The organism is Variovorax sp. GW821-FHT09B05 (assembly GCF_059418265.1).
Window position 1 is genome coordinate 142,421 of record NZ_JBWKPN010000012.1, and the last position, 12,829, is coordinate 155,249.

Here is a 12,829-nt window from a genome sequence, read left to right on the forward strand (position 1 = left end):
CAGACTGCGCGCTGATCGGCACGGTTCCTGCTCGTCGGCTCGACGACGGCCGCCGTGCCAGCGTCCGCGCCGACCATGACCGAGCTTCACTTCTCCCGCCACCTGAACGCCGAGGCCCAGGCACAGGCCTCGAGCCTGGACCACTGGGACCAGCACTACGAGCAGCTGTCGAACGGCCGCTTCGAGGGCCTGTCCGAGGACCTGCACCTGGGCTTCGTCCAGGTCTTCCACGAGCATGCGAACCAGACCCTGCTGCAGAACGGCCAGGGCCGCCCGGGCACGGTCTCGTTCGCCGTCACCGAGGTCGCGGGCAGCGGCAGCTGGTACTGCGGCCACGAGATCGAGGGCCGGCGCCTGATCGCGCTGTCGCCGCAGCGCGAATTCGAACTGCTGGCCGGCGCCGGCATGGACCTGATGGCGGTGTGTATCGACACCGCGCCGCTGGCCGAACTCGCGGCCACGCTGTTCGGCGCCGACTTCGAGCTGCGCCTGCCCGAGCCGGCGCCGGTGCGCCAGCCGGGCTTCGACGAGAGCGAGCTGTCGAAGCTGCTGGGCGCGGCGCTGTCGCTGGCGCGCGGCAACCTCGCGCAGCTCGAGCAGCCGGCGGCGCGCCACATGCTGTCGCTGTCGCTGGCCGACGCGGTGCTGCACTGCATCGGCTGCGACGCCTTCGAAACCCGGCTGCCGCCCGGCACGGTGGCGCGGCGCCACATCGTGGCGCTGGCGCGCGAATACATGCGCGCCCATGCCGACGAGGCCATCAGCGTGCCCGACCTCTGCGCGGCCACCGGCGTGTCGCGCCGCGCGCTGCAGTACGCCTTCGAGGACGTGGTGCACCTGAGCCCGGTGACCTACCTGCGCGTGATGCGCCTGAACCGGGTGCGGCGCGAGCTGCAGACGCACCGGCGCGACAGCATCGGCGACGTGGCGGCGCGCTGGGGCTTCTGGCACCTGTCGCGCTTCGCGGCCGACTACAGCCGGCTGTTCGGCGAGCTGCCTTCCGCCACGCGCGCGCGCTGGCTTGCCGAATCCGGCTAACCGCCGCGCGGGCCGCGCCCTTAACTTCGCTGTCGCTCGTCACAACATGCGAAGAAAAGGGAACAGCCGTCCATGCGCAGCAGCCACCATCGAACGCCGGTCCGCGGCACCACCCGCACCCTTCTTGCCACCGCGCTGGCGCTGGCCCTCGGCCCGCTCGCGGCCGGCGGCGCCCAGGCCCATGGCGGCGCGGCCCACATGGTGCCGCTCAAGAAGACGGTCGAGGATTTCGGCGCCACCGTGCGCTTCGACAGCTTCGCCAACGTCTGGACGGTGGCGCGCAACGGCACGCTGGTGCGCATCAAGCCCGGCTCGAAGACCGCGCTGATCAACGGCCAGCCGCTGCAGCTCGACGTGCCGGTGGTGCTGCGCAAGGGCGCGGCCTGGGTGCCGCACGACTTCATCAACCAGGTGTTCCAGTCCAGCCTGGACCGCACCTTCGTGGTCGAGCGCACGCCGAATCCGCTCAATCCGCTGTCGGCCGAGGAGATCCAGGCCGCGCTCGAGACGATCAAGGCCTCGGGCAACTACAGGCCCGGCCTGCGCTTCACCGAGATCAGCCTCAAGCGCCCGCCCAAGGACCAGGTCTGGGCCTTCGCGCTCTCGGGCCAGCCGGTGCGCGCCGCGCGGCAGGCGAGCTTCGTCGCGCTCGACGGCAAGAAGGTGATCGAGGGCAGCATCGACCTCGCGGCACGCAAGCTGCTCGAGTGGAAGCCGGTGGAAGGCGCGCACGGCATGGTGCTGCTCGACGACTTCGCCACCGTGCAGAGCGCGATCGAGGCCAGCGCCGACTATGCGAAGGCGCTCGCCACGCGCGGCATCGACGACGTGAAGAAGGTGGTGGCCACGCCGCTGACCGTGGGCTACTTCGACGGCAAGGATTCGCTGCGCCAGGAGGACCGCCTGCTCAAGGTGGTGAGCTACCTCGACGTGGGCGACGGCAACTACTGGGCGCACCCGATCGAGGGCCTGGTGGCGGTGGTCGACCTCGAGCAGAAGAAGGTGCTGAAGATCGAGGACGGCGGCTTGGTGCCGGTGCCGCTCAAGCCCACGCCCTACGACGGCCGCGACCGCGCCGGCACGCCCGCGCCCAAGCCGCTGGAGATCACCGAGCCCGAGGGCAAGAACTACACCATCGCCGGCAACATGCTGCACTGGCGCAACTGGGACTTCCACCTGCGGCTCGACTCGCGCGTGGGCCTGGTGCTCTCGACCGTGACCTACAACGACAAGGGCACCAAGCGCAAGGTGATGTACGAAGGCTCGCTGGGCGGGATGATCGTGCCCTACGGCGACCCCGACACCGGCTGGTACTTCAAGGCCTACCTCGACTCGGGCGAATACGGCATGGGCACGCTGACCTCGCCGATCGAGCCCGAGAAGGACGCGCCGCAGAACGCCGTGCTGCTCGACGCCACGCTGGCCGACTACACCGGCGCGCCCGTGAAGGTGCCGCGCGCGATCGCGGTCTTCGAGCGCTATGCCGATCCCGAGTTCAAGCACCAGGAGATGGGCAAGCCCAACGTGAGCACCGAGCGGCGCGAACTGGTGGTGCGCTGGATCAGCACCGTGGGCAACTACGACTACCTGTTCGACTGGGTGTTCGCCGAGAACGGCACCATCGGCATCAACGCGGGCGCCACCGGCATCGAGGCCGTGAAGGGCGTGAAGTCGCGCACCATGCAGGACGCGACCGCCGCCGAGGACACGCGCTACGGCACGCTGCTCGACCACCACATCGTCGGCACCACGCACCAGCACATCTACAACTTCCGGCTCGACCTCGACGTGGACGGCGAGAACAACTCGCTGACCGAGGTCGACCCGGTGGTGCTGCCCAACACCCGCGGCGGCCCGCGCACCAGCACCATGCAGACGGTACAGCGCACGGTGGCGACCGAGCGGCAGGCGGCGCAGAAGTTCGATCCCTCGACGATCCGGCTGCTGAGCAATCCGGCCAAGAACAACAAGGTCGGCAACCCGGTCTCGTACCAGCTCATTCCGTACGCGGGCGGCACGCACCCGATCGCCAAGGGCGCCAACTTCGCGCAGGACGAGTGGATCAACCACCGCCTGAGCTTCATGGACCGCCAGCTCTGGGTGACGCGCTACGACCCCGAGGAGCAGTTCCCCGAGGGCAAGTACCCGAACCGCTCGAACAAGGACACCGGCCTGGGCCAGTTCACCGCCGACGACCAGGCGATCGTGAACACCGACAACGTGGTCTGGCTCACCACCGGCACCACCCACGTCGCGCGCGCCGAGGAGTGGCCGATCATGCCCACCGAGTGGGTGCATGCGCTGCTCAAGCCCTGGAACTTCTTCGACGAGACGCCGACGCTGGGGCTGAACCGGCCGGCCAAGCCTGGCAAGTAAGGAGCTGCTGCATGGCGGACACCGAGGCCATCGGCCGGCTCGAGGACCTGATGACACTGGCGCCCGAGCTGCAGGCGCCCACCTACCGCCACATGGACCGGCTCTATGCGACGCGCACGATCAGGCGCGGCGCGCAGGTCCATCCGCTGCCCGCGGGGCCCGCGGTCGACGTGCGCTACCGCGCGGGCGACGCAGAGTTCGGCATCGACGCGTTCATGGCGCGCAACCGCACGGCCGGCCTGCTGGTGCTCAAGAACGGCCGCGTGGTGCTCGAGCGCCATGCGATGGGCAACGACGCGGCCACGCGCTGGATGTCGTTCTCGGTCGCGAAGTCGATCGCCTCCACGCTCGTGGGCGCGGCCCTGCACGACGGCCTGATCGCGAGCCTGGACGACGCGGTGGTCGCCTACGTGCCCGCGTTGCGCGGCTCGGCCTACGACGGCGTCACGCTGCGGCAGGTGCTGCAGATGAGCTCGGGCGTGGCCTGGAACGAGGACTACCTCGACCCGGCCTCCGACCGTCGCCGCATGCTGCGCGCGCAACTCGACCGGGACGCGGGCGCGGTGCTGGCCTTCATGGCGACGCTGCCGCGCGTGGCGCCGGCCGGCACGCGCTTCAACTACAGCACCGGCGAGACCTACCTGGTCGGCAGGATCCTGGCCGGCGCGCTGCGCGAGCCGATCGGCGACTACCTGTCGCGCAAGATCTGGGCGCCATTCGGCATGGAGGCCGATGCCTATTGGCAGCTCGATGCGCCGGGTGGCCAGGAGTTCGCGGGCAGCGGCGTCAACGCGACCCTGCGCGACTTCGGCCGCTTCGGCCTGTTCATCCTCGGCGGCGGCATGGCCGGCGGACAGCGCGTGCTGCCCGAGGGCTGGCTGCGCGACGCCACGCGCGCCGACCCCGCGCAGCGGCTCGCGCCCGGCACGCTCGAGGGCTACGAGCCGATGGGATACGGCTACCAGTGGTGGACCTTCCCGCGCGGCGCGCAGGCGTTGCCAGAACTCGACGGCGGCCTGTTCGCCGCGCTCGGCATCTTCGGGCAGCAGCTCTACATCCATCCGAAGGAACAGCTCGTGGTCGCGATCCACAGCGCCTGGCCGCAACCGGTGCACGGGCCGAGCCTGGTCGAGACGCACGCGCTGCTGGGCGCGCTGGTCGGCGCCCTGCGCGCCTAGGCCTTATTTCGCCAGCGCCTTCAGCGCCAGCTTGATGCCGTCGCTCACGCTCACGTCCTTCGGCAGCGCCTTGAGCGCGGCGGCCGCTTCCTTGTCGCTGTAGCCCAGCGCCACCAGCGCCTGCAGGATGTCGGCCTGGGCATCGGAGGCGGCGTGCGCGGGCAGGCCGATGTCGGCGCCGAGCTTGCCCTTGAGCTCGAGCAGGAGGCGCTCGGCGATCTTCTTGCCGATGCCGGGCACCTTCACCAGCCGGCCGGCCTCCTGCAGGGTGACGGCCTGCGAGAGCTCGCCCACGCTCATGCCCGAGAGCACGCCCAGCGCGGTGCGCGGGCCCACGCCCGAGATCTTGATGAGCTGGCGGAAGGCGGCGCGCTCCTCGGCGCTGCCGAAGCCGTAGAGAATCTGCGCGTCCTCGCGCACGATGAAGTGCGTGAGCAGCGAGATCTTGGCGCCGACGCCGGGCAGGTTGTAGAAGGTGCTCATCGGCACGTCGACCTCGTAGCCGACGCCGTTGCAGTCGATCACGACCTGCGGCGGATTGCGTTCGGCGAGTATCCCGGTGAGTTTGCCTATCATTGGCGCCCCCCCGACGCTTGCGGCGCTTCCCGCCTTGGGTTGCATTTTCTGGAGCAGGGCCGGTCTTGCATGGGCTACCAATAAAGATGGAAATGGAAACCGCGTGATTCTGCGACACACCTTCGCTCCGCCCAACAACACGCGCCTGGGCCACCTGTGCGGCCCGCTCGACGCCCACCTGCGACGCATCGAGGAAGCGCTCGCGGTGAAGATCGCGCACCGCCACGAGCAGTTCAAGATCGACGGCCCCAAGGTCAACGCCCAGCGCGCGATGGACGTGCTGCAGGCGCTCTACGAGATCGCCCAGCGACCGATCGACGCGGCGGTGGTGCAGCTCACGCTGGCCGGCGACGGCTCGATGGACGGGGACGTGGACGGCGCGGTCACGCTCGCCACTCGGCGCGCCGACCTGCGCGCGCGCACGCCGACCCAGAGCCTGTACCTCGACAACATCGCCAAGCACGACATCACCTTCGGCATCGGCCCGGCCGGCACCGGCAAGACCTACCTCGCGGTGGCCTGCGCGGTCGATGCGCTCGAGCGCAGCGCGGTGCAGCGCATCGTGCTCACGCGCCCGGCGGTCGAGGCCGGCGAACGCCTGGGCTTCCTGCCCGGCGACCTCACGCAGAAGGTCGATCCCTACCTGCGGCCGCTGTACGACGCGCTCTACGACCTGATGGGCTTCGAGAAAGTGCAGAAGGCCTTCGAGCGCAACGCGCTGGAGATCGCGCCGCTGGCCTTCATGCGCGGGCGCACGCTCAACAACGCCTTCGTGATCCTCGACGAGGCGCAGAACACCACGCCCGAGCAGATGAAGATGTTCCTCACGCGCATCGGCTTCGGCGCCAAGGCGGTGGTGACGGGCGACGTGAGCCAGATCGACCTGCCCAAGCAGCAGCTCAGCGGACTGATCGATGCCGAGCGCGTGCTGCGGCGCGTGAACGGCATCGCGATCACGCACTTCACGAGCGCCGACGTGGTGCGCCATCCGCTGGTGGCGCGCATCGTCGACGCCTACGACGGCCAGCGCAAGCGCGCCGGCGCGGGCGGGCACTGAGATGGCGCTGGCCGCACTCACCCTGTCGCTGCAGTTCGGACGCTTCAAGGGCGTGGAACTGCACCGCGCCGCGCTGCCGCGCCACGGCGTGACGCGCTGGATCCGCCATGCGCTCGATGCCGACGCCGAGATCACGGTGCGCATCGTCGATGCCGACGAGGGCCAGCAGCTGAACCGCGAATTCCGCGGCAAGGACTACGCGACCAACGTGCTGACCTTCGACTATGCGCAGGCACCCGTGGTCATGGCCGACCTGGTGCTGTGCGCGCCCGTGGTGGCGCGCGAGGCGAAGGAGCAGCGCAAGACGCTGGCCGCGCACTACGCGCACCTGCTGGTGCACGGCACGCTGCATGCGCAGGGCTGGGACCACGAGACCGGCGAGGAAGACGCCGAGGCGATGGAAGCGCGCGAGATCGAGATCCTCGCGGGGCTGGGCATCCGCGATCCCTACAACCGCTGAGACCCGCGCACCGATGACCATGGATGACACTGACCCGTGGCTCGTGCGCTGGTTGCCGCTGCTGGCCGAATGCGCGGGCGCCGACCCGGTGCTCGAGCTGGGCTGCGGCGACGGACGCGACAGCGCCACGCTGGCGGCCGCGGGGCTGCGCGTGGAGGCGATCGAGCTGTCGGCGCGCGCGGCGGATGCGGCGCGCGCGCGGCGTCTGGCGGGCGTGCGCGTGCACAACCAGGATTTCCGCGCGCCCTTTCCGCTGGCCGAGGGGCAGCGCATCGGCGTCGTGCTCGCGAGCCTGTCGCTGCACTACTTCGAATGGGCGCAGACGCTGGAACTGGTCGCGCGCATCCATGCGCTGCTGCGGCCCGGCGGCATGCTGCTGTGCCGGCTCAACTCGGTCAACGACCGGCACTACGGCGGCCGCGGCCCGGGGCGTGCGGACGAGGACAACCTCTACCTCGTCGACGGTTCTCCCAAGCGCTTCTTCGAGCGCGGCACGGTGCAGCGGCTGTTCGCGCGCGGCTGGCGCATCGCGCAGCTCGAGGAACTGAGCATAGCCCGCTACGAGCACCCGAAGGTGGCGTGGGAAGCGCTGCTGCGGCGCGACTGAACCAGGGCGCCGCCCTCAGCTCATCTGCAGCGGAATCGTGACCGGCCCGTCGTTGAGCAGGTGCACCTGCATGTCGGCGCCGAACTCGCCCGTGGCCACCACGGGATGCGCGGCGCGCGCCTGGGCGACGAAGTAGTCATAGAGCCGGCGGCCCTCATCGGGCGGTGCCGCGAGCGTGAAGCTCGGGCGGTTGCCGCCGCTCACGTCGGCCGCGAGCGTGAACTGGCTCACCACCAGCAGGCCGCCGCCGATGTCCTGCACGCTGCGGTTCATCTTGCCGGCCGCGTCGGAAAAGATGCGCAGCTTGAGCATCTTGGCGAGCATGCGGTCGGCCGCGGCGTCGGTGTCGCCGCGCTCGGCGCACAGCAGCACGAGGAGGCCGGCGCCGATCTCGCCGACGGTGCGGCCCGCGATGTCGACGCGCGCCTGCGCCACGCGCTGGAGCACTGCTTTCATGGATGGGATTCCTCGGGGGTGTCTGACGGAAGCTGGGTGGCGCGGGCTTCCATGCCCAGCGGCAGCAGCTGGATGGTCACGCGCAGGCCGGGCACGGCGTCCATCAGGGCCTGCTCGAGTGCATCGCGCAGGGCGGCGGCGCGCTCCAGGGTCCAATCGCCGGGCACGTGCATGTGCAGGTCGGCGAAGCGGCGCTGGCCGGCACTGCGCGTGAAGATGTCGTCGAAGCGCAGCCGGCCCCCCTCGGGCACGCCAGCGGCGAAGCGCTCGAGCGTGGCGCGCAGCAGCGCCTGGGTCTCGGGTTCGAGCGCCTGGTCCATCAGGCCCTGCGAGGAACGCCAGACCAGCTTCGCGCCCTCGCGCGCGATGTTGAGCGCCACGCCCATGGCCAGCAGCGGGTCGAGCCAGAGCCAGCCGGTGAAATGCACCGCGACGATGCCCACCAGCACCGCGGCCGAGGTCCAGACGTCGGCCATCAGGTGGCGCGCGTCGGCCTCGAGCGCGATCGAGCGGCGGGCCTGGGCGGCGCGGAACAGCAGCCACGCGAGCCCGGCGTTCAGGCCCGAGCTGACGATCGACAGCGCGAGGCCCCAGCCGAGCTGCTCGAGCGGCTGCGGCGCCAGCAGCCGCTGCACCGAGACCCAGAAGATCGCGACGGCCGCGCCCACGATCAGGATGCCCTCGAAGCCCGAGGAGAAGTACTCGGCCTTGTGGTGGCCGTAGGGATGGCCTTCGTCGGCGGGGCGTTCCGCGATCGTCACCATGGCCAGCGCGAAGGTGGCGCTCGCCAGGTTGACGAAGGACTCCATGGCGTCCGAGATCAAGCCCATCGAATGGGTGATGTAGCCCGCGAGGCCCTTGAGCACAATCGTGACCAGGGCCACCGCGATGGAGGCCCTCAGCAATGTCTTGGGTGTGAGATTCATGCGTGCCCGGACGGCGATGACGGCGACAAGCGACAGGAAAAACGGTAAAAGGCCGCAGATAGGCGCCGAATTATCATGTTCGTGTCCAGGTGTAACGCCTTCGCATTAATAATTGTGTCCGCCCCGAAACAGTTCGCGGAAAACCCGATGATGCACAAGAAATTCCTCCTGCCCCTGCTGGGCTGCGCGCTGCTTGGCGCCGCGGCGATCTCGCAGGCGCAGACCGCCCCGAGCACCCCGGCCGCCGCGCCGGCTCCCACCGCCGCCGTAGCAGCAGCTCCCGCCGCGACCGCCCCCGAACGCCAGGCCGGCTTCGTGAAGTCGGTGCGTGGCGACGTCAAGCTGCTGAGCGCCGCCGCCACCGCCCGCAACGCCGTGCCCGGCGACGCCCTGGCCTCGGTCGACCGGATCGTGACCGGCCCCGACTCCTCGGCCGCGGTCGTGCTGCGCGACGACACCACGCTGGTGGTCGGCCCCTCCTCGCGGCTCGACCTCAAGCAGTTCCACTTCGACGCCACCACCCACGAAGGCGGGCTGCTGGTTTCGCTGCTGCGCGGCTCGATGCGCATGATCACCGGCCTGATCGGCAAGACCAACCCCGACGCGGTGCGCGTCGAGACACAGACGGCGACCATCGGCATCCGCGGCACCGACTTCATCGTCCAGACCGACGGCCAGCCATGATGCGTTCCGGTTCCAGTTCCCTCATTTCCTCCCGCCTGCGCTTCCTCGGTGCCGCGTTGCTGGTCGCGCTGCTCGCAGCCTGTTCCTCGCCCGCCACCCGCGTGGTGCTGCTGCCGCAGGCCGACGGCTCCGCCTCGGCGGTGGTGGTGCGCGCCAAGAACGGCGAGGAGGTGCTCTCGCAGCCCTACCAGCGCGCCACGGCCAAGCAGGGCGCCTCGGGCGCGCCGGTGGTCGACGCCGCCGATGCGGCCAAGGTGCAGGCCGAGAACAAGCCGCTGTTCGACATGCGTCCGCCGCCGTCGCAGCGCTACACGGTGTACTTCGAGCTCGGCACCATCACGCTGACGGCCGCCTCGCAGAAGATCATGGAAGAGGCGCTGGCCGCCGCCCAGGCGCGCCCGGGCGGCGACATCGTCGTGGTCGGCCACACCGACACCAAGGGCACGCTGCAGAACAACGACGCGCTCTCGCGCCGCCGCGCGCAGGAAGTGGCCCAGCTCTTCATCGAGCGCCGCTTCCCGGCCAATCGCATCGAGGCCGCGGGCCGCGGCGAACGCGAACTGGCGGTGCCGACGGCCGACGAGGTCGACGAGCCGCGCAACCGGCGCGTGACGATCGAAGTGCGCTGAGGCGCGCCCCTCGCGCAAAAAAGGCCGGGATCGACCCGGCCTTTTTTCTTGGGAGCGCCCGCCTCAGGACAAGGTCACGCGCGCGAACTTGCGCTTGCCGACCTGCACCACGTAGCTGCCGGCCGGCAGCTTGAGCCCCTTGTCGCTGACCACCGCGCCGTCGATGCGCACGCCGCCGCCGTCGATCAGGCGGTTGCCCTCGCCGGACGAGGCCGCGAGGTTGGCCTGCTTGAGCAGCTGGCCGATGCCCAGCGGGGCGCCGGACAGCGCCACCTCGGCGATCTCGTCGGGCACGCCGCCCTTGCTGCGGTTGACGAAATCCTGCTCGGCCGCCTCGGCCGCCGCCGGGCTGTGGAAGCGCGCCGTGATCTCCTTGGCGAGCGCGACCTTGGCGTCCTTCGGGTTGCGGCCGCCCTCGATCTCGGCCTTGAGCGCCGCGATCTCCTCGAGCGAACGGAAGCTCAGCAGCGTGTACCAGCGCCACATCAGGTCGTCGGAAATCGACAGCACCTTGGCGTACATGGTGTTGGCGTCTTCGCTGATACCGATGTAGTTGTTCTTGCTCTTGGACATCTTCTCGACGCCATCGAGCCCTTCCAGCAGCGGCATAGTGAGTATGCACTGCGGTTCCTGGCCGTACTCCTGCTGCAGATGCCGGCCCACGAGCAGGTTGAACTTCTGGTCGGTGCCGCCCAGCTCGAGGTCGCTCTTGAGCGCCACCGAGTCGTAGCCCTGCATCAGCGGGTAGAGGAACTCGTGCACCGAGATCGACTGGCCGGCCTTGAAGCGCTTGTTGAAGTCGTCGCGCTCCATCATCCGCGCCACCGTGTACTTGGCGGCCAGCTGGATCATGCCGCGCGCGCCCAGCGGGTCGCTCCATTCGGAGTTGTAGCGGATCTCGGTCTTCTCGGGATCGAGCACCAGGCTGGCCTGCTTGTAGTAGGTCTGGGCGTTGGCCTCGATCTGCTCGCGCGTGAGCGGCGGACGCGTGCTGTTGCGGCCCGAGGGGTCGCCGATGGTGGTGGTGAAGTCGCCGATCAGGAAGATCACGCGGTGCCCCAGGTCCTGGAGCTGGCGCATCTTGTTGAGCACCACCGTGTGGCCGATGTGGATGTCGGGCGCGGTCGGGTCCAGCCCGAGCTTGATGCGCAGCGGGGTTCCGCTGGCTTCGGAGCGTTGCAGCTTGCGGACCCACTCGTCCTGGGGGAGCAGTTCGTCAGCCCCCCGGAGGGAGATTTCGAGCGCGCGTCCTACACTATTTGAAAGGTCCATGGATGTAACAGATTCGGCGTTCATGGGCTTTTTTTGGCTGACTTTTTGAGTGCGGAAGCTATACTCGCCCGACTTTTTCAAGCGCCGGATTCTAAGCGGCGCTTTTTCCGCACCGTCCTGCCGCCCTGACCGCTCTGGGCTCTGCAGCGCGGATCTGCAGAAACCTGAGCTGGAATTCATAGTTTGATCAACGGCATTCTTGCCGCCGAGGAGCTTCTCGCTTCTCGCGTGGCTTATACGTTCCGGACCTACCCCAAGCAGATCACCGCGATCATCGCGGCGGCTCTGCTGAGCGCCGGAACCCTCGCCGTGGCTTCGCTCGGACCCGACGCCTCGGACCTCCCGGTCCACCAGGTGCTCGAAGCCACTTCCGCCCCCCTGTCGTTCGCCGAACAGGCCACGTCGCTCGAGGACTTCAGCTTCACGCTGTTCCGCACCGACGTCACCCGCTCGAGCGACACCGCCGAGGCGCTGCTCAAGCGCCTGGGCATCTCCGACCCGGTCGCCAGCGCCTTCGTGCGCGGCAGCGGCGAGGCCCGTTCCGCGCTGTTCGCGCGCGCCGGCCGCACCGTAACCGCCGAGGCCACGCAGGACAACCAGCTCAAGAAGCTCAGCGCACGCTGGATTCCCGACGGCGACGGCGGCTTCAAGCGCTTCGTGATCGAGCGCACGCCCGTGGGCTTCGTGGCCCTGACCGAGCGCGACACCCTCACGCCGGGCGCCCGCCTGGCCAGCGGCACCATCCGCAGCTCGCTGTTCGCCGCCACCGACGAAGCGCGCATCCCCGATGGCGTCGCGAGCCAGCTGGCCGACATCTTCGCGGGCGACGTCGACGTGCGCCAACTGCGCAAGGGCGACCGCTTCGCCGTGGTCTACGAGACCTTCGAGGCCGACGGCCAGGCGCTGCGCAGCGGCCGCGTGCTCTCGGCCGAGTTCGAGAACAACGGCAAGATCCACCAGGCCGTGTGGTTCCAGCCGCCGGGCGCGGGCCAGAAGGGCAGCTACTACCGCCCGAACGGCGACAGCCTGCGCAAGGCCTACCTGGCGACGCCGGTGGAATTCACGCGCGTGTCGAGCGGCTTCGCGATGCGCATGCATCCGATCCTCAACAGCTGGCGCCAGCACAACGGCATCGACTACGCGGCGCCCACCGGCACCGCGGTGCGCACGGTCGGCGACGGCACGGTCGACTTCGCCGGCACGCAGAACGGCTACGGCAACATCGTCATCATCAACCACCGCAACAACCAGCAGACGGCCTATGCGCACCTGAGCCGCATCGACGTCAAGGCCGGCCAGAGCGTGAGCCAGGGCCAGACCGTCGGCGCCGTGGGCTCCACGGGCTGGGCCACCGGTCCGCACCTGCACTTCGAATTCCGGGTCAACGGCGTCTACCAGAACCCGACCTCGATCGCGCAGGAAGGCGGCGCCCCGATCACCGCCGCGCTGCGCCCGGCCTTCGAGCGCATCGCCGTCGGCGCGCGCAACGAACTGGCCGCCGCGTTCTCGGTGGTGCAGGCCAGCGCGGACTGAGCGATCGCGCTCCTCCTCTCTATATAGAAGCGCCGGC

The 12,829-nt window shown here is 69.6% G+C and carries 13 protein-coding genes; 9 read left to right on the top strand and 4 right to left on the bottom strand.

The annotated features are described in order from the left end of the window. Nucleotides 1-75: 75 nt before the first annotated feature. The 3 genes from AC07RM_RS28095 to AC07RM_RS28105 all read left to right on the top strand — a co-directional run bounded on the left by AC07RM_RS28095 (nucleotide 76) and on the right by AC07RM_RS28105 (nucleotide 4,592). On the top strand, nucleotides 76-1,038 hold the full coding sequence (locus AC07RM_RS28095; protein ID WP_057590771.1) for a helix-turn-helix domain-containing protein: 963 nt from the start codon (nucleotides 76-78) through the stop codon (nucleotides 1,036-1,038). Nucleotides 1,039-1,110: 72 nt separating this feature from the next. Then, nucleotides 1,111-3,414 carry a primary-amine oxidase gene (gene tynA, locus AC07RM_RS28100; protein WP_495336643.1) on the top strand — a complete coding sequence of 768 codons (2,304 nt, stop codon included), beginning with the start codon at nucleotides 1,111-1,113 and terminating at the stop codon, nucleotides 3,412-3,414. An 11-nt stretch (nucleotides 3,415-3,425) separates the two neighbouring features. Continuing rightward, complete coding sequence (locus AC07RM_RS28105) at nucleotides 3,426-4,592, top strand: serine hydrolase domain-containing protein (protein ID WP_495336644.1); 1,167 nt, start codon at nucleotides 3,426-3,428, stop codon at nucleotides 4,590-4,592. A gap of 3 nt (nucleotides 4,593-4,595) precedes the next feature. Here the strand turns inward: AC07RM_RS28105 and ruvA are convergent, their stop codons facing one another. Next, a complete protein-coding gene (gene ruvA, locus AC07RM_RS28110) occupies nucleotides 4,596-5,168 on the bottom strand; it encodes a Holliday junction branch migration protein RuvA (RefSeq protein ID WP_093348037.1) in 573 nt (190 codons plus the stop codon). A gap of 103 nt (nucleotides 5,169-5,271) precedes the next feature. Here ruvA and AC07RM_RS28115 point away from each other — a divergent pair, with 103 nt between their 5' ends. Genes AC07RM_RS28115 through AC07RM_RS28125 form a run of 3 tightly spaced genes read left to right on the top strand, consistent with a single transcriptional unit; the run spans nucleotide 5,272 to nucleotide 7,292 of the window. Then, nucleotides 5,272-6,225, top strand: a complete 954-nt coding sequence (locus AC07RM_RS28115; protein WP_495336645.1) for a PhoH family protein — start codon at nucleotides 5,272-5,274, stop codon at nucleotides 6,223-6,225. A 1-nt stretch (nucleotide 6,226) separates the two neighbouring features. Continuing rightward, the gene (ybeY, locus tag AC07RM_RS28120; protein ID WP_495336646.1) at nucleotides 6,227-6,685 is read left to right on the top strand and encodes an rRNA maturation RNase YbeY; all 459 of its coding nucleotides are present in this window, start codon (nucleotides 6,227-6,229) and stop codon (nucleotides 6,683-6,685) included. A gap of 19 nt (nucleotides 6,686-6,704) precedes the next feature. Further along, nucleotides 6,705-7,292, top strand: a complete 588-nt coding sequence (locus AC07RM_RS28125) for a class I SAM-dependent methyltransferase (RefSeq protein ID WP_495336647.1) — start codon at nucleotides 6,705-6,707, stop codon at nucleotides 7,290-7,292. Nucleotides 7,293-7,307: 15 nt separating this feature from the next. Here the strand turns inward: AC07RM_RS28125 and dtd are convergent, their stop codons facing one another. Continuing rightward, nucleotides 7,308-7,748 carry a D-aminoacyl-tRNA deacylase gene (dtd, locus tag AC07RM_RS28130; protein ID WP_057590765.1) on the bottom strand — a complete coding sequence of 147 codons (441 nt, stop codon included), beginning with the start codon at nucleotides 7,746-7,748 and terminating at the stop codon, nucleotides 7,308-7,310. After that, nucleotides 7,745-8,674 (bottom strand): cation diffusion facilitator family transporter, encoded by a 930-nt coding sequence (locus AC07RM_RS28135; RefSeq protein ID WP_495336648.1) that lies wholly within the window; start codon nucleotides 8,672-8,674, stop codon nucleotides 7,745-7,747. The genes dtd and AC07RM_RS28135 overlap by 4 nt, the downstream gene beginning before the upstream one ends. Nucleotides 8,675-8,821: 147 nt before the next feature. Between AC07RM_RS28135 and AC07RM_RS28140 the strand changes: the two genes are divergently transcribed. Next, nucleotides 8,822-9,358 carry a FecR family protein gene (locus AC07RM_RS28140; protein ID WP_495336649.1) on the top strand — a complete coding sequence of 179 codons (537 nt, stop codon included), beginning with the start codon at nucleotides 8,822-8,824 and terminating at the stop codon, nucleotides 9,356-9,358. After that, nucleotides 9,355-9,987, top strand: a complete 633-nt coding sequence (locus AC07RM_RS28145; RefSeq protein WP_398501380.1) for an OmpA family protein — start codon at nucleotides 9,355-9,357, stop codon at nucleotides 9,985-9,987. Before AC07RM_RS28140 ends, AC07RM_RS28145 begins: the two co-directional genes overlap by 4 nt. Nucleotides 9,988-10,050: 63 nt before the next feature. Here AC07RM_RS28145 and tyrS read toward each other — a convergent pair whose 3' ends face one another. After that, a complete protein-coding gene (tyrS, locus tag AC07RM_RS28150) occupies nucleotides 10,051-11,283 on the bottom strand; it encodes a tyrosine--tRNA ligase (RefSeq protein ID WP_495323327.1) in 1,233 nt (410 codons plus the stop codon). 159 nt (nucleotides 11,284-11,442) lie between these two features. On the opposite strand from tyrS, the gene AC07RM_RS28155 reads away from it, so the two are divergent. Then, nucleotides 11,443-12,792 (top strand): M23 family metallopeptidase, encoded by a 1,350-nt coding sequence (locus AC07RM_RS28155; protein ID WP_398501344.1) that lies wholly within the window; start codon nucleotides 11,443-11,445, stop codon nucleotides 12,790-12,792. The last annotated feature ends 37 nt before the right edge of the window (nucleotides 12,793-12,829 follow it).